The following is a 16,072-nucleotide window of genomic DNA, read 5'->3' as shown; positions in this document are numbered from 1 at the left end:
TCAGACTTGTACAAACTGCCATTATTTGTAGAACTTTACCGGAAAGGCCTAGTCGGACCCCCTACTTTAGTAATGGACCGACCATGACCTACGCCAATGCAAACGTCGCTCAAGTAGGCTACGGACACGCTCCACTGCCTTTCCCTGCCACCCGCTTCGACGATCTCGCCGCCCTGCTTCAGGCCCCCTTATTCGAGGCACTGGTGCTCACGGCCGGACTGGATGAGACCCGGGGCATGCTGCGCACCTTGCGCACCCCCGACAGCCCCTATGCGCTGACCCCGATCTACACCTTGCATCCCGATGATGCCGGGGTAAGGGCCTTGGCCGACGGCCCTGTGCCGGGCCAGCAGCGCGTGCTCGACGAGCAGGTGCGTTTGCACCGCGAACGCCTGGCGCTGTTCAACCAGGGACGGCCTGCGCAAGGTGCCGAAGCGCTGTTGCTCGCTTACCTGTGGCTGCGCACGCCCGGCCGGCTCGAACCCCTACGCGACCCAGGCAACCCCCAGCATTACGACTACCCGCTGGCCCGTGCACTGGGCGGTGAGGCGCTCAACAGCCAGGCGCTGGTGCGCACCCTGGCCCAGCGCGGCTGGTTGCAGAGCGTGAGCCTGTGCGACCGCATCCGCCTGTGCCGACGCTGCGGCAGCGGCATGCTCAACTACGTCGATGTGTGCACTGAATGCGCCGCGCTGGACATCCAACGCCTGGCCTCGCTGCACTGCTTCACCTGTGGCCACATCGGCCGGCAGGGCGACTTCCTCAAGGACGGCGCGCTGGTCTGCCCCAACTGCCTGAGCCGTCTGCGGCACATCGGCAGCGACTACGACCGTCCGTTGGAGAACTACACCTGCAACCAGTGCCAGGCGTTCTTCATCGACGCCGACGTGCAGGCCCGCTGCCTCGATTGCGGCGAGCAGCATGCGCCGGATGCCTTGCAGGTGCGCGAGCTGCACGCCTATCAGTTGTCGGAAAACGGCCGTCTCGCCGCGCGCCAAGGCCTTGAGCGCAATGCCCCAGCGCTGCTGGACGGCATCGCGATGATCGGCGACCAGGCTTTCCGCACCCTGCTCGACTGGCAACTGGAATTGATCGAGCGGCACCAGGCGCCGCGCTTCGCCTTGCTCGGCATGCGCTTCAAGCACCTGAGCCGCGTCATCGAGCGGCTCGGCCCGCAACGCGGCCATGCGCTGCTCGATGCACTGATCGAGCGTATCCAGGTGGCCATTCGCGATACCGATCGCTGCACCCGCACCAGCGAAGAACAGCTCTGGTTGCTGCTGATGTACACCGACGCCCCTGGCCTGCAACGGGTGGTCGAAAGGCTCAACGCCATCAGCGACCTGTTCGTCGGCCACGACCTGCAGGACATCGAATTGCGCACCACGGCCTGCCTGGCGCCCGAGGGCGTGCTGGAGAAAGAGAACGCCCAGCTGTTGATGGCGCGTCTGGCCGGGGAGCTTGGATGAACGCCCTGGCCGAACACTGGCAGACCTGGTTCGCCGAGATGCAGGGGCCCGACGGCCACTGGCGACTGTTGCTGATGGTGTTCCCCTACTTCCTGCTGTTGGAAGTGCCGCTGAACCTGCTGGTGCTGCTCGGCACCCTGCGCTGGTTCGTGCGTCAGCGCAGCGTCGTACCGGTACTCACACCCTGGCACCCGCGCGTGTCGATCATCATCACCTGCTACAGCGAGGGCAAGGACGTCGAGCTGACCTTGCGCAGCCTGATCGAGCAGACCTACCCCGGGGTGATCGAGATCATTCCGGTGATCGACGGCGCCAGCGCCAACACCCTGACCACCGAGACCGTGCGCCGCTACAAGCGCACCCAGCGCCTGCCCGGCAACCGCCTGCTGCGTCCCATCGCCAAATGGCAGCGCGGCGGGCGGGTGTCGTCGCTCAACACCGGTTTGAGCTTCAGCCAGGGCGAAATCGTCATCAACGTCGATGGCGACACTTCGTTCGACAACGACATGGTCACGCACATGGTGGCGCACTTCCGCGATCCGGCCGTGCCCGCCGTGGCCGGCAGCCTGCGGGTGCGCAACGCCGCGCAGTCGCTGGTGGCGCGTATCCAGGCACTGGAGTATCTGCTATCGATCCACATGAGCAAGATCGGGTTGGCCGAGTGGAACCTGGTGAACAACGTCTCCGGTGCGTTCGGCGCGTTTCGCCGCAGTTTCCTCGAACAGATCGGCGGCTGGGATACCCACACGGCCGAGGACCTGGACCTGACCCTGCGCATCAAGAGCTATTTCCGCCGCTACGGGCTGCGCATTCCCTTCGAGCCACGCGCGATCGGCCATACCGACGCGCCGGCCACCTGGAAGGGCTTTCTGCACCAGCGACTGCGCTGGGACGGCGACCTGTTCTTCATCTACGCCCGCAAGCACCGTCACGCCTTCAATCCGCAACTGGTCGGCTGGCCGAATTTCCTCATGCTGCTGGTCAGCGGCTTGTTCTTCCAGCTGATGCTGCCGCTGATCATCGTCGGCTACAGCGTGGTGGGCCTGCTCATCCTGCCGACCACGGCCTTCGTGTTCTTCTCGCTGCTGATCTATGGCCTGTACCTGGTCATGGCCAGCGCGCTGTACCTGGCCATGCTGTTGATGGTCAGCGAACGGCCACGCCAGGACCTGCGCCTGGCCTGGATCCTGCCGGTGTATCCATTGGCCATGTACCTGCTGCGCTGCTGGAGCGTGGTGGCACTGCTCAACGAGCTGCTGCGTCGTGGCCACGAAGAATCCAGCATGGCGCCCTGGTGGGTGCTCAAGCGTGCCAGACGCTTCTGACAAGACGACTCCTCACATGACTTCGATCCGTATCCCTGCCGCCAGGCCGCTGGCCTGCTGCCTGGCGCTACTGGCCTGCCCCGCGCTGGCCGCAGCCCAGCCGCTGACCCTCGAACAGGCCCTGCAACGCGCCGGCGACGGCGCCGGCGTGCAGTCGGCCAGCGAACAACTGCAAGCACGCTACGCCGCCCACGAACAACGCCAGAGCGAAAGCGGCTGGGAAATGTTCGGCAACGCCACGGTGGGCCGCTACCACGAACTGGTCACCGAAGACGTGCGCAACAACTACTACGGCCGCAGCCTGGCCGTGGGCGTGCGCTACCCGCTGTTGGGCAGCCTGCGCAAGCGTCTCGACGCCGTGCACGACAGCGCGCGCGACGCCAGCCTGGCGCAGATCGAACAGGGCTACCGCCGCGCACAGCAACGCCTGGCGGTGCGCAGCGCCTATGCCGACTGGTGGCGTGCCCATGCAGAACAGCGCGTGTGCGCGGGTGTCGACGCGGTGGCCCGCGAGGCCAATGCACAGATGGCGCAACGCCTGGCCCAGCACTGGGTCCTGCCTTCCGATGCGCAGTTGGTGCGCAGCCAATGGCAGGCGATCGGCGACCGTTGCGCCTTGCAGCGCGACCTCATCGAAGACGTGCGCGCCAGCCTCGCCAGCCTCGGCGTACCGCTGCAGGCCGGCGATACGCCGCAGGCCCAGGCGCTGGCCGACCGGCCCGAGCCGCTGCAAGCCTGGCAGCCGCAACTGCAGCACAACCCGCGCATCGCCGGGCGCGACACGGAGCTTGCCAGTGCCGAGCAGCGCCGTAAGCAGCCGTGGTACAGCGCGGTCGACGCCTACTTCAACCTGTCGCAGTCGTTCGAGCAACGCAGCGGCGCAGCCGACAACGGCAGCGGCCTGTCCGTGGGCGTGACGTTCTCGGCGCCGGTCGACCTGCTCGACTACGGCTCGGCACGCCAGCGCGAAGGCGAAGCGCGCTATCAGGCGGCGCTGCAAGCACGCGAACAGGCACAGGGCGAGCTGCTGCGCGAAGTGGGCAAGGTGATCGCCCAGCAGCGCCGCAGCGTCAACGAATACCAACGCCTCAGCCAGCGCCGCCAGGGGCTGGGCACGCTGCTCGACGAGCGCCGCCAGCGCCGCGATTTCGATGCAGACCAGGCCACGATGGCCCTGCAACAGGCGCAGATCGACGACTACAACGCCCGTTTCGCGCAGATCGCCGCCTGGCACCGGGTGTGGTTGCAGGAGTCGGCGCTGCGCCTGTTCGGCGACGACAGTCCGGCCTTCGAGGCGCTGCTGGGCAGCAGCCGCGCGCACTGGCAGGCCAGCGGCGAGCGTGCCGATTCGGCCCGTCCTGCCTGGCGCCAAGGCGTATACATCTGGGACAGCCAGGCGCTGCTCGACCCCGCCCGCCGGGCGCAGGAACTCGCGCAACTGCGCAGCGCCGGCTTGCGCGAGCTGAACGTCGGCCTCGCCGGCCGTCAAGTCGCGGCGGCGGCCACCCACGGGCAGTTGCAGGCATTGCTCGAGGCAGCCCACGGCCACGGCCTGCGGGTCAATCTGCTGCTGGGCGATCCAAGTTGGATTCAAGCGGCGCACCGGCCCGGCCTGATCGCCCTGATCGGCCGGTACGCCGACCTGCCCTTCGACGGCCTGCACCTGGATCTGGAGGTCGAGCAGTTGGGTTGGCCGGTGCCCGATGCCCGCGTGCGCGAGTGGTTGTCGACCCTGCGCGAGGCCAAGGCGGCCAGCCCCTGGCCGCTGATGCTGTCGAGCCACCCGCGCTGGTTCGAAGGCCCGCGCGAAGGCGCCGACTGTGTGCCTTGTGCCTTGCAGCACCTGGGTGTGGCCCAGGTCAGCCTGATGATCTACACCCGCGCCGCCGACAAGAGCACCCAGCGCGCACTGGACATCGCCCAGCGCTGGCCCGCCCTCAAGCTGCGCCTGGCGCAGAGCGTCGAAATCGATCAATCGCCCCGCATCAGCTGGGCCGGCAGTTCGGCCGCAGACCTGCGCCAGCAGACGGCGCACTGGCGCCAAGCGCTGCAACCGGCGGGCCTGAGCGGCATCGACTGGCAATCCTGGACCGACTTTCCGAGAAACCGATGAAAATCCGATTCGATAGCCCCAAGGAGCACCACCCCACCCAGGACAACGGCATGCAGGTGCTGTACGCGCCCGGCAAACGCCTGGCCTTCCGCCTGCGCTGGTACCTGATCGTGCTGCTGATCCTGATCCCGCCGGCATGGCTGGCCGGGCGCTACGGTCTGGACCTGATCCGCGTCGAAGCGCCGGCCTTGGTGCGCCTGCCGACGCTGGAGGTGCGCGCCATGCAGCCTGGGCAGATCGCCGAACTCAACGTGCAGGTGGGCGACCATGTGCAGCCCGGTGCGCCGCTGCTGCAGATGGACAACCCCGAATGGCGCCTGCGCCTGAACCTGCTGCAAGGCCAGGACGAGGCGCTCGTGGCAGGTTCGCCCGAGGTCATCGCGCGCAACCGCCAGGTGCTGCAACGCCTGGTCGAGCGTGCGGCGCAACGGGTGCGCGACGTCCGTGGTTTGCTCGCCCGCCAGGCCGCGACCCAGGGCGAACTGCTCGACGCGCAGAACCAACTGGACAACCGCGAAGCCGAGCGCCTGGCCTGGGAGCGCAGCGTGAGCGGCGGCAGTAGCGACCTGCGTTACCAACAGCAGCAGCGCCGCGAAGCGCATTGGCTACAACAGCGCCTGCAACAGATGCAGGTCACGGCGGCAGAGGCGGCGCGGGTCGCCGAAGTGGTGGCCGCACCCGGCGAGAACGTCGGCCCCGGCACGTTGCTGATGCGCCTGGAACGTACCGGTCCCGCGCAGCTTTGGGTCTATCTCGACCCGAAGGATGTGCGCTACTCCACACCCGGTACGCCACTGGACGTGCGCTTGCCCGACGGCAGCTGGACACATGCCACGGTGATCAACCCGGCCGAAAGCGCCAACCCTTTGCCGAGCGATCTGCGCAAGCCGTTCAGCAGCCCGACCCGCGGCCTGATGGTCCCGGCCAGTTTCGACACGGCGCTCGACTCGGCCTGGCGGATCGACTCCCTGCCGGTCCGCGTAAGCTTTGCCCGTGACGACTGGAGAAGCTGGTTCGGCCTGGACGCCTGACGCGGCGTGGAGGTGGTTCGCCAGGCAGGCAGCTGGGTGCTCAGCGGTCGACGCCAGCGTATCGGCGCTTCAGGGGTCGATGGCGCCGAGCACCGGCGCCCGGCTGCAAAACGGCCTGTCGCGTATCGGTGCCGGGCTTCAAGGCCGTGCGTTGATCTGCTGTTGAAGGTTCTGCACCTGACTCTGCAAGGTATTGAGCGAGCGGGTGGTCTGCCCACGGAACGCATCGAACTCCTGTACCGAAGCACCGCCGCTCGAGGCGGGCCGGTTGTCGGCCTGGCTTTTGAGCACCAGCACGTCTTGCGTCAGGCTGTCGATGGCGGCCTGCTGGTCGCCCTGCTGCTTGAGCGCGGCGACTTCGCCACTCAGGCTCTTCAACTGCCCTTCCAGCTTGCCCGTGTCGGCCTGCCCGGCCTTGAGCGCACTCAGCTGGGCGTCGATCGTCTTGAGCTGGGCGGCCAGCTGGTCCTGTAGCGCGCTGGCGGCCTGTTGCTGCTGGCGCGCATCGGCCAGCACCTGCTCCAAACGCTTGTCCAGATCGCCCGTCTGACCGGCGACGCCCTGCTGTTGCTTGTTCTGTTCGGCGAGGCTGGCCTGCAACTGACGCAGCTGCTGCTGCAAGCTCTCGTTTCCGGAGCTGGCGGTCGACTCGCTGGCCGCGACCTTGCCGCTGATCGCTTGCAGGCGCCCGGCCGCCTCCTCACTGATGCGCGCGAAGGACTCCTGGGTGGCGACCAACTGCCGTTCGAGCAGCGAAATCTGCTGCGCGCTCCACCAACCCAGGCCCGCCAGGGCGATGAAGGCCGCGCACAGCAGTGTCCAGAGCAGGCCGTTGCCGGCCGGGCGTGCGGCCTTCTGGCGGCTGCGGGCCACGCGGGCGGGCAGCAGTTCGTCGTCGTCGCGAGTGCCGGCACGCAGGCTCGGGACGTGGTCTAGGGTGTCGGGTTCGTCGTTGCGCATGGGCGGTTTCAACTGGGGTGGAGGCATGGAGGCGAGAGTATAAACCGCAGCGCCCGATCCGTTGCGAACCGCGGGCGCCCGTATGGGCGGGGGATAGGCGGCGACCTGCCAAGGCGCACAGGCCGCGCACGCCCATCGCGGTGCGTCAGGTGCTGGCTTGCCACCAGGCGCAGAACTCGTCCAGCGCGCTCCATAGGCTGGTCCTGGGCCGATACTCCAAATGTTGGCGGGCGCGGCCGATGTCGAGGGTGAAGTCGCGGCAGTCGCGCTTGACCGCAGCACGCGTGCTACGCGGCTCGGGCTGTCCCGGCCAGGCCAGGCACGCCGCCTCGGCGAGCACGGCCCGGGCGTAGGCCGGAGCGGGCGCGCGATAGCGCGTGGCCTGAGGCAGTTGCAGCCGGCGCATGACGTAGTTGATCGCGTCCCACAGCGGCACGGGCTGGCCGTTGCTGATGTTGTAGGCCTGGCCCAGCGCCTGGGCGTCGACGGACAGCGCGCTCAGAAAGGCTTCGTTGAGGTTGTGCACGCTGGTGAAGTCGACCTTGTTCAAGCCGTTGCCGATGATCGCCAGACGGCCCTGGCGCTGGCGCTCGATCCAGGCCGGAAACAACCGCGTATCGCCTGCACCGACCACGGGGCTGGGGCGCAGCACGAGCACTTCCAGGCCGAACTCGCCGGCACCGAAGACTTTCTGCTCGGCCACTTGCCGGGTCGCCGCATAGTGGTCGTGGAAACGCCGCGGCAGCGGCGCTTCGCGCACGTCCAACAGTCCCGGCCTGTCGCCGTACAAGGCTGCGGACGAAAGGTGCACCAGACGCCGCACGTGCTCTTTCAGGCAGCCTTCGACGATGTTTTCGGTCAGCACCACGTTGCCTTGGTGGAAGTCCTGGTAGTGCCCCCAGGTACCGACCGCGCCCGCGCAATGCACCACGATGTCGACGCCCTGGCAGACACGGCGGGCCACTTCGGCATTGCTCAGGTCGCCGGGAATGAATTGCGCGCCGCGCTTGACCAGGTGTGCCACGGCGTCGGCGCGACGCCCGTTGATGCGCACGTCCAGGCCCTGTTCCAAGGCAAAGCGGGCGAAGCGTCCGCCGATGAAACCGCTCGCGCCCGTGACCAGAATTCGCATGTAAGACTCCGCCTTGCCAGATTTCAGATGCAACTGACGCTGCCCGGGCCTACAAGGGCACCAGCCAGACCGACGCCGAGCGGCGCAGGTGTTCGGTCAGTTGGCCGAGCAGTTGCCCGCCGGTGCGCCAATGATGCCAGTAGAGCGGCACATCGATGGGCGTGTCGGCGCAGATTTCCACCAGCGCGCCCTGCGCCAGTTGCGCGCTGGCCTGCAGTTCCGGCACCAGGCCCCAGCCCATGCCGGCTTCGAGCAGACGCAAGAAACCCTCCGAAGAAGGGCACAAGTGGTGCAGGAAACCGCCTTCGATGCCCAGCGAAGCCAGGTAGCGGTGTTGCAGGAAATCGTCAGGACCAAAGACGATGCCGGGCGTGCGGGCCAGCCGCTCAGCCTCAAAGCCCTGGGCAAAGTGCCGGGCCATGAAGTCGGGGCTGGCCAATGCGCGGTAGCGCATCGCCCCCAGGGCCAGGCTGCGCGCACCGGCCACCGGTCGCTCGCTGCTGCACAGGCTGGCGGCCACCTCGCCCGCACGCATGCGTTTGAGGCCCACCTCCTGGTCCTCCACCACCAAGTCGAACAACACCCGCTGCTCCACGCTGAAGGCACCCACCGCCTCGGCCCACCAGGTCGCCAGGCTGTCGGCGTTGAGCGCGATGCGCAGGCGTTCGGGCAGGCCGTGCTCGTCCAGTGCCGGCACCTGGCGTTGCAGGTCGCGCTCCAGCAGGCGCACCTGCTGCACATGGTTGAGCAGTTGCCGGCCGACTTCGGTGGGCTCGGGCGGCAAGGCACGGATGAGCACCGGTTGCCCGACCCGCGCTTCGAGCAGCTTGATGCGCTGGGAAACCGCCGATTGCGACAGGCCAAGCACTTGCGCGGCGCGTTCGAAACCGGCCTGTTCGATCACCGCCGCCAAAGCGGACAACAGCTTGTAGTCGAACATCGATTTACCTAATGACTGATCAGCATTATTTGTTTTGCTTATACCGCGCCGCTGCGCACAATCGCCAGCCTTCCTTTGAATAAATCCGCGCGCAGCCTGCCTGCGCGCCCGTGGAGAGCGATCGCGATGTGGCAAAGCTATGTGAACGGCATGTTGGTGGCTTTGGGCCTTATCATGGCCATCGGCACGCAGAACGCTTTCGTGCTGGCGCAGAGCTTGCGCCGCGAGCATCACCTGCCGGTTGCGGCGCTGTGCATCGTGTGCGATGCGTTGTTGGTAGCGGCGGGCGTGTTCGGTCTGGCCACGGTCCTGCTCGGCAGCCCTACCCTGCTGGCGGTGGCGCGCTGGGGCGGCGCGGCGTTTCTGCTCTGGTATGGCCTCAAGGCACTGCGCAGCGCCTGCTCGGCGCAGAGCCTGGAGCGCCAGAAGGGCCAGGGCAGCCGGTCGCGGCGCGCGGTGCTGTTGAGCGCGCTGGCGGTGACCCTGCTCAATCCGCATGTGTACCTCGACACGGTCTTGCTGATTGGCTCGCTGGGCGCGCAGCAAACGGTGCCCGGCGCCTATGTGGCGGGGGCGGCGAGCGCGTCGCTGCTGTGGTTCTCGAGCCTGGCTCTGGGCGCGGCCTGGTTGGCCCCATGGCTGGCGCGCCCGACCACCTGGCGGCTGCTCGACCTGATGGTGGCGGTGATGATGTTCAGCGTGGCTGCGCAACTGATCTTCACCTGAGGCCCATCGATCGCGCCCGGGCCAGGGCCGCGCAACCTCTATTCCCTATACTTGTCGCGTGGTTATGCGTGGGGGCCGGTGCTATGATCGACCGCTTGCGTCGCAAAGGGTAAAGACCCGCCGGCGTGATGAGGCCGCCCGTGATCGGCCTTGCGTCCATCGCAAACCAGACCCGAATGAGGAGAATCAACCATGGCTTTTGAATTGCCGCCGCTGCCCTACGCCCACGATGCCCTGCAGCCGCACATCTCCAAGGAAACCCTGGAGTTCCACCACGACAAACACCACAACACCTATGTCGTGAACCTGAACAACCTGATCCCGGGCACCGAATTCGAAAACAAGTCCCTGGAAGAGATCATCAAAGCTTCCTCCGGTGGCGTGTTCAATAACGCTGCGCAAATCTGGAACCACTCCTTCTACTGGGAATGCCTGTCGCCCAACGGCGGCGGCGAGCCAACCGGCGCCCTGGCTGACGCGATCAACCAGGCATTCGGCTCGTTCGCCGAGTTCAAGGACGCCTTCACCAAAACCAGCGTCGGCACCTTCGGCTCCGGCTGGGGCTGGCTGGTAAAGAAGGCTGACGGTTCCCTGGCCCTGGCCAGCACCATCGGCGCCGGCTGCCCGCTGACCAGCGGCGACACCCCGCTGCTGACCTGCGACGTCTGGGAGCACGCCTACTACATCGACTACCGCAACGTCCGTCCGAAGTACGTCGAGGCGTTCTGGAACGTGGTCAACTGGGACTTCGTCGCCCAGCAGTTCGAAGGCAACACCTTCAAGGCCTGAGCCCTCGGCCCACCTTGAACGAAAGAACCCGGCCAACGCCGGGTTTTTTTTCGCCTATTCAAAAGGGTGCCCCCGCTTGCTCCTTGGATAGGCAGCGCTACGATGAGAGGGCTGGACGTATTTGCGAATGCATTCAAGTTTCGACGCTGCGCAACCGATAAAGTACGGGACGATTCCCTGCCATCAAGGTCGTAATCGGTACTGCACGGAGCCAATAGTGCGCCACCCTGGTTGATGGCAGAATGCCGCCAGGCGCACGGACTAAGGAAACCCCATTGAAGCTGGAATTTCGGCACAGCTTGACCATCAAGTTGCTCAGGGTCGTCTTGCTCTCGGCGCTGGGCGTGGGCGTGGTGCTCAGCTGTGCGCAGATCGTCTACGACGCCTACAAGATGCGCCAGGCCGTCAGCGACGACGCGCAGCGCATCCTCGACATGTTCCGCGACCCGTCCACCCAGGCGGTGTACAGCCTGGACCGCGAGATGGGCATGCAGGTCATGGAAGGGTTGTTCCAGGACAAGTCCATGCGCATCGCCTCCATCGGCCATCCCAACGAAACCCTGCTCGCCGAAAAGAGCCGCCCACTACGCGACATGTCGATGCGCTGGCTCACCGACCCGATCCTGGGCCAGGAGCGTTCGTTCAGCACGCAGTTGGTAGGCCGCGGACCGTACAGCGAATACTACGGCGACCTCAACATCACCCTCGACACCGCCGCCTACGGCGAGGCCTTTCTGGTCAATGCCGTCATCATCTTCATCGCCGGCGTATTGCGCGCGCTGGCCATGGGGCTGGTGCTGTACCTGGTCTACCACTGGCTGCTGACCAAACCGCTGTCGAAGATCATCGAGCACCTCACGCAGATCAACCCCGACCGCCCCAGCCAGCACCAGATCCCGCCGCTCAAGGGCCACGAGAAGAACGAATTGGGGATCTGGGTCGATACGGCCAACCAGTTGCTGGCCTCGATCGAGCGCAACACCCACTTGCGCCATGAAGCCGAGAACAGCCTGCAACGCATGGCCCAGTACGACTTTCTCACCGGCCTGCCCAACCGCCTGCAACTGCAACAGCAACTGGACAAGATCCTGGTCGACGGCAGCCGCTTGCAGCATCGCGTGGCGGTACTCTGCGTCGGCCTGGACGACTTCAAGAGCATCAACGAGCAGTTCGGCTATCAAGTCGGCGACCAACTGCTGCTGGCCCTGGCCGACCGCCTGCGTGCCCACAGCGGCCGGCTCGGCGCCCTGGCCCGCTTGGGTGGCGACCAGTTCGCCCTGGTCCAGGCCAACATCGAGCAGCCCTATGAGGCGGCCGAACTGGCGCAGTCGATTCTCGACGACCTGGAGCAGCTCTTCGAGCTCGATCAGCAGCCGATCCGCCTGCGCGCCACGGTCGGCATCACCCTGTTCCCGGAAGACGGCGACAGCACGGAGAAGCTGTTGCAAAAGGCCGAGCAGACCATGACCCTGGCCAAGGCCCGCTCGCGCAACCGCTACCAGTTCTACGTCGCCAGCATCGACAGCGAGATGCGTCGGCGCCGCGAACTGGAAAAGGACCTGCGCGAGGCACTGCCGCGTCAGCAGTTGTTCCTCGTCTATCAGCCGCAGATCAGTTACCTCGACCATCAAGTGGTCGGCGTCGAAGCGTTGCTGCGCTGGCAGCACCCGCAACTGGGGTTGGTGCCGCCCGACCAGTTCATTCCGCTGGCCGAACAGAACGGCTCGATCATCGCCATCGGCGAGTGGGTGCTCGACCAGGCCTGCCAGCAACTGCGCGAATGGCACGACCAAGGCTTTGCCGAGCTGCGCATGGCCGTCAACCTGTCGACCGTACAGCTGCACCACAACGAGCTGCCGCGGGTGGTCAACAACCTGTTGCAGCGCTACCGCCTGCCACCGCGCAGCCTGGAACTGGAAGTCACCGAAACCGGCCTGATGGAAGACATCGGCACCGCCGCCACGCACCTGCTGAGCCTGCGCCGCTCCGGCGCGATGATCGCCATCGACGATTTCGGCACCGGCTATTCGTCGCTGAGCTACCTCAAATCCTTGCCGCTGGACAAGATCAAGATCGACAAGAGCTTCGTGCAGGATCTGCTCGACGACGATGACGACGCCACCATCGTTCGCGCCATCATCCAGCTCGGCAAGAGCTTGGGCATGCAGGTGATCGCCGAGGGCGTGGAGACCGCCGAGCAGGAGGCCTACATCATTGCCCAGGGCTGCCACGAAGGTCAGGGCTACCACTACAGCAAACCCCTGCCCGCCCGCGAGCTGACCGTCTTCCTGCGCCAGCGGCAGCGCCAGCGGGCGACGCAGCCCTGACCGCGCCGACCATTACCGGCAATTACGCACCGCCCCTTTACAGTGAATGCAAATCTTTCGCATGATGTCGCGTTTTCGCGTGCGCCAGGGCCTGTTTCGCACAGCACCGGCACACCTGTCCAACCCACGACGCAGGAAGACCGATAATGATTCGTATGCCTCTGGCCTCCGCCAGTCTGTTGGCCATGGCCATCGCGCTGGCCGGTTGCGGTGAAAGCAAAGACGAGAAGGCCTCAGCGCCCCAAGCCCAGGCGCCTGCTGCGGCGGCCAGCACGCCTGCCGCCGCGCCCGGCGCGGTCGACGAAGCGGCGGCCCAGGCCGTGGTCAAGCACTACGCCGACATGGTCCACGCCGTCTACAGCGACTCGTTGAGCACCGCCAAGACCTTGCAGAGCGCCATCGACGCCTTCCTCGCCACGCCCAACGACGCCACCCTCAAGGCCGCCCGTGAAGCCTGGTTCGCCGCACGCGTGCCTTACCTGCAGAGCGAAGCCTTCCGCTTCGGCAACACCATCATCGACGACTGGGAAGGCCAGGTTAACGCCTGGCCCCTGGACGAAGGCCTGATCGACTACGTCGACCCCGGCTACGAACACGCCCTGGGCAACCCGGCCGCCAGCGCCAACATCATCGCCAACCCAGAGATCCAGGTGGGCGAAGAGAAGATCGACGTCAAGGACATCACCCCCGAGAAACTGGCCAGCCTCAACGAGCTGGGCGGTTCGGAAGCCAACGTCGCCACCGGCTACCACGCCATCGAATTCCTGCTCTGGGGCCAGGACCTCAACGGCACCGGCCCAGGTGCCGGTAACCGTCCGGCGTCGGACTACCTCGAAGGCGAAGGCGCCACCGGCGGCCACAACGACCGCCGCCGCGCCTACCTCAAGGCCGTGACCGACCTGCTGGTCAGCGACCTGGAAGAGATGGTCGGCAACTGGGCACCGGGTGTGCAAGGCAACTACCGCGCCACCCTGGAAGCCGAGCCTGCCAACGACGGCCTGCGCAAGATGCTGTTCGGCATGGGTAGCCTCTCGCTGGGCGAACTGGCCGGCGAGCGCATGAAGGTTTCGCTGGAAGCCAACTCGCCGGAAGACGAGCACGACTGCTTCAGCGACAACACCCACTGGTCGCACTTCTACGACGCCAAGGGCATTCGCAACGTCTACCTGGGCGAGTACACCCGCCCCGACGGCAGCAAGCTGACCGGCCCGAGCCTGTCTTCGCTGGTCGCCAAGGCCGACCCGGCCACCGACGCCACGCTCAAGGCCGACCTGGCGGCGACCGAGGCGAAGATCCAGGTGATCGTCGACCACGCCCTGAAAGGTGAGCACTACGACCAACTGATCGCCGCGGACAACACCGCCGGCAACCAGATTGTCCGTGACGCCATCGCTGCGCTGGTCAAGCAGACCGGTGCCATCGAGCAGGCTGCGGGCAAGCTGGGCATCACCAACCTGAATCCGGATACGGCCGATCACGAGTTCTGATCCGGCGTTAGCGCTGCGGCGAAACGGCCTTCGGGCCAGTGCCGGTCCGTTGAGCCGAGATGGTGTCAAATGGGGCTGCTTTGCAGCCCATCGCGGCTAAAGCCGCTCCTACAGAGACTCTAATAGAAGCGACTATCACAGGCCCTGTAGGAGCGGCTTTAGCCGCGATGGGGCGCAAAGCGGCCCTGATCGCTTAACAGGTCGGCATTAGCCTTCGGACCGCTTTTTGCTGCGCAGCGCCCTACCTCGTTAACACCAGTTTCATCTGCCAATTGCAAATTGCTCTTATTCAAGCACCCCCATCCTGCTAAGCTTGCCCGCCGGTTTTCAGCCTGAACCCAGGATCGTGGATGTCCCTGCTCCGTCTTTCTCCCCTGCTGCTGGCCACCTTTCTGGCCGCCTGTGACGACGCGCCGCGGTTCACCCAGGCCGAGCCGGGCGAGGCGTTGTCCGGTGGCAAGACCACGGTGTCGCGCAACGATCGCAGTGCTTTTTCCTTGCCTTCGGCAAACCTCTCGCCCGAGCGGCGGCTGGATTTTGCCGTGGGTAACAGTTTCTTCCGCAACCCCTGGGTCATCGCGCCCTCCACCACCACCGCGCGCGATGGCCTGGGGCCGTTGTTCAACACCAACGCCTGCGTCAACTGCCACCTGCGTGACGGCCGCGGCCACCCGCCCGAAGCCGATGCCAGCAACGCCGTCTCGATGCTGGTGCGCCTGTCGATCCCCGACCAGCCGCCGTTCATGAAGGAAATCGAGCGTTTGGGCGTGGTGCCCGAGCCGGTCTATGGCACGCAGTTGCAAGACATGGCCATCCCCGGTGTGCGCCCCGAGGGCAAGGTGCGGGTCCGCTATGCCACGCACAGCGTCGCCTTCGCCGACGGCCACAGCGTGGAGCTGCGCACGCCGCAGCTACAGATCACCCAGCTCGGCTATGGCCCGATGCACCCCGACACGCGCTTCTCGGCGCGCATCGCCCCGCCGATGATCGGCCTGGGCCTGCTCGAGGCCATTCCCGAGGCCGACATCCTGGCCAACGCCGACCCGGACGACCGCAACGGCGACGGCATCCGTGGCCGGCCCAACCGGGTATGGGACCAGGCGCAGCAGAAGACCGTGCTCGGCCGCTTCGGCTGGAAGGCCGGGCAGCCCACGGTCGAGCAGCAGAACGTGCATGCCTTCGCCGGCGACATGGGCCTGACCACCACCCTGCAACCGGTCGACGACTGCACCCAGGCGCAGACCGACTGCCACAACGCGCCCAACGGCGACGGCGCCGAGGGCGAAAAGGAGGTCAGCGACAACATCCTGCGCCTGGTCACCTTCTATACCCGCAACCTGGGCGTGCCGGCCCGGCGCGAGGTCGGCTCGGCGCAGGTGCTGGCCGGCAAGAACCTGTTCTTCGAAGCCGGCTGCCAGGCTTGCCACACTCCGCAGTTCACCACTGCCGCCAACGCCGACGAGCCCGAACTCGCCGGCCAGACGATCCGCCCCTACAGCGATCTGCTGTTGCACGACATGGGGCCGGGCCTGGCCGACGACCGCAGCGAGTTCGCCGCCGGTGGCCAGGACTGGCGCACCCCGCCACTGTGGGGCATCGGCCTGACCGAAGCGGTCAGCGGCCACACCCAGTTCCTGCATGACGGGCGCGCCCGCAACCTGCTCGAAGCCGTGCTCTGGCACGACGGCGAAGCGGCGTCGGCACGCCGGCATGTACTGACCTTCGATGCCGAGCAGCGCGCCGCGCTGCTGGCGTTTCTCAACTCACTCTAAA

At 66.4% G+C, this 16,072-nt stretch carries 12 protein-coding genes; 9 read left to right on the top strand and 3 right to left on the bottom strand.

All coding sequences use genetic code 11. The features are described from left to right. The first annotated feature begins 83 nt into the window (after positions 1 to 83). The 4 genes from AA0Z93_RS12795 to AA0Z93_RS12780 are packed head-to-tail and all read left to right on the top strand — an operon-like array spanning position 84 to position 5,938. Positions 84 to 1,469, top strand: a complete 1,386-nt coding sequence (locus AA0Z93_RS12795; protein ID WP_413048598.1) for a diguanylate cyclase domain-containing protein — start codon at positions 84 to 86, stop codon at positions 1,467 to 1,469. Continuing rightward, positions 1,466 to 2,794, top strand: coding sequence for a glycosyltransferase (locus tag AA0Z93_RS12790; RefSeq protein WP_413048599.1), 1,329 nt, complete (start codon positions 1,466 to 1,468; stop codon positions 2,792 to 2,794). Before AA0Z93_RS12795 ends, AA0Z93_RS12790 begins: the two co-directional genes overlap by 4 nt. A gap of 16 nt (positions 2,795 to 2,810) precedes the next feature. Next, positions 2,811 to 4,907, top strand: a complete 2,097-nt coding sequence (locus tag AA0Z93_RS12785) for a hypothetical protein (RefSeq protein WP_413048600.1) — start codon at positions 2,811 to 2,813, stop codon at positions 4,905 to 4,907. Further along, complete coding sequence (locus AA0Z93_RS12780; protein WP_413048601.1) at positions 4,904 to 5,938, top strand: HlyD family secretion protein; 1,035 nt, start codon at positions 4,904 to 4,906, stop codon at positions 5,936 to 5,938. Before AA0Z93_RS12785 ends, AA0Z93_RS12780 begins: the two co-directional genes overlap by 4 nt. Before the next feature lie 138 nt (positions 5,939 to 6,076). Here AA0Z93_RS12780 and AA0Z93_RS12775 read toward each other — a convergent pair whose 3' ends face one another. From AA0Z93_RS12775 to AA0Z93_RS12765, 3 genes are all read right to left on the bottom strand, one after another. Further along, positions 6,077 to 6,898 (bottom strand): ATPase, encoded by an 822-nt coding sequence (locus AA0Z93_RS12775; protein ID WP_413048602.1) that lies wholly within the window; start codon positions 6,896 to 6,898, stop codon positions 6,077 to 6,079. Between the two features lie 145 nt (positions 6,899 to 7,043). Continuing rightward, the gene (locus tag AA0Z93_RS12770) at positions 7,044 to 8,030 is read right to left on the bottom strand and encodes an NAD-dependent epimerase/dehydratase family protein (protein ID WP_413048603.1); all 987 of its coding nucleotides are present in this window, start codon (positions 8,028 to 8,030) and stop codon (positions 7,044 to 7,046) included. Between the two features lie 49 nt (positions 8,031 to 8,079). Then, complete coding sequence (locus AA0Z93_RS12765) at positions 8,080 to 8,970, bottom strand: LysR family transcriptional regulator ArgP (RefSeq protein ID WP_413048604.1); 891 nt, start codon at positions 8,968 to 8,970, stop codon at positions 8,080 to 8,082. A 126-nt stretch (positions 8,971 to 9,096) separates the two neighbouring features. Here AA0Z93_RS12765 and AA0Z93_RS12760 point away from each other — a divergent pair, with 126 nt between their 5' ends. The 5 genes from AA0Z93_RS12760 to AA0Z93_RS12740 all read left to right on the top strand — a co-directional run bounded on the left by AA0Z93_RS12760 (position 9,097) and on the right by AA0Z93_RS12740 (position 16,071). After that, complete coding sequence (locus AA0Z93_RS12760) at positions 9,097 to 9,696, top strand: LysE/ArgO family amino acid transporter (RefSeq protein WP_413048605.1); 600 nt, start codon at positions 9,097 to 9,099, stop codon at positions 9,694 to 9,696. Positions 9,697 to 9,888: 192 nt separating this feature from the next. After that, positions 9,889 to 10,485: a superoxide dismutase gene (locus AA0Z93_RS12755; RefSeq protein WP_413048606.1), complete on the top strand. Its 597-nt coding sequence runs from the start codon at positions 9,889 to 9,891 to the stop codon at positions 10,483 to 10,485. A gap of 275 nt (positions 10,486 to 10,760) precedes the next feature. Further along, a complete protein-coding gene (locus AA0Z93_RS12750; protein ID WP_413048607.1) occupies positions 10,761 to 12,812 on the top strand; it encodes a putative bifunctional diguanylate cyclase/phosphodiesterase in 2,052 nt (683 codons plus the stop codon). A 146-nt stretch (positions 12,813 to 12,958) separates the two neighbouring features. Continuing rightward, complete coding sequence (locus AA0Z93_RS12745; protein ID WP_413048608.1) at positions 12,959 to 14,299, top strand: imelysin family protein; 1,341 nt, start codon at positions 12,959 to 12,961, stop codon at positions 14,297 to 14,299. A 350-nt stretch (positions 14,300 to 14,649) separates the two neighbouring features. Then, positions 14,650 to 16,071 (top strand): di-heme oxidoredictase family protein, encoded by a 1,422-nt coding sequence (locus AA0Z93_RS12740; RefSeq protein WP_413048609.1) that lies wholly within the window; start codon positions 14,650 to 14,652, stop codon positions 16,069 to 16,071. Position 16,072 lies beyond the last annotated feature (1 nt).

The organism is Pseudomonas phoenicis, assembly GCF_047302395.1.
GTDB lineage: Bacteria > Pseudomonadota > Gammaproteobacteria > Pseudomonadales > Pseudomonadaceae > Aquipseudomonas.
Note: the sequence above shows the minus strand (reverse complement) of the source record. Positions and strands in the feature narration are given on the sequence as shown.

What these genes read in the sequence shown, in the direction of transcription:
- AA0Z93_RS12795 (WP_413048598.1), top strand. Translation starts at nt 84, where the DNA reads ATGACCTACGCCAATGCAAACGTCGCTCAAGTAGGCTACGGACACGCT.
- AA0Z93_RS12790 (WP_413048599.1), top strand. Translation starts at nt 1,466, where the DNA reads ATGAACGCCCTGGCCGAACACTGGCAGACCTGGTTCGCCGAGATGCAG.
- AA0Z93_RS12785 (WP_413048600.1), top strand. Translation starts at nt 2,811, where the DNA reads ATGACTTCGATCCGTATCCCTGCCGCCAGGCCGCTGGCCTGCTGCCTG.
- AA0Z93_RS12780 (WP_413048601.1), top strand. Translation starts at nt 4,904, where the DNA reads ATGAAAATCCGATTCGATAGCCCCAAGGAGCACCACCCCACCCAGGAC.
- AA0Z93_RS12775 (WP_413048602.1), bottom strand. Translation starts at nt 6,898, where the DNA reads ATGCGCAACGACGAACCCGACACCCTAGACCACGTCCCGAGCCTGCGT.
- AA0Z93_RS12770 (WP_413048603.1), bottom strand. Translation starts at nt 8,030, where the DNA reads ATGCGAATTCTGGTCACGGGCGCGAGCGGTTTCATCGGCGGACGCTTC.
- AA0Z93_RS12765 (WP_413048604.1), bottom strand. Translation starts at nt 8,970, where the DNA reads ATGTTCGACTACAAGCTGTTGTCCGCTTTGGCGGCGGTGATCGAACAG.
- AA0Z93_RS12760 (WP_413048605.1), top strand. Translation starts at nt 9,097, where the DNA reads ATGTGGCAAAGCTATGTGAACGGCATGTTGGTGGCTTTGGGCCTTATC.
- AA0Z93_RS12755 (WP_413048606.1), top strand. Translation starts at nt 9,889, where the DNA reads ATGGCTTTTGAATTGCCGCCGCTGCCCTACGCCCACGATGCCCTGCAG.
- AA0Z93_RS12745 (WP_413048608.1), top strand. Translation starts at nt 12,959, where the DNA reads ATGATTCGTATGCCTCTGGCCTCCGCCAGTCTGTTGGCCATGGCCATC.
- AA0Z93_RS12740 (WP_413048609.1), top strand. Translation starts at nt 14,650, where the DNA reads ATGTCCCTGCTCCGTCTTTCTCCCCTGCTGCTGGCCACCTTTCTGGCC.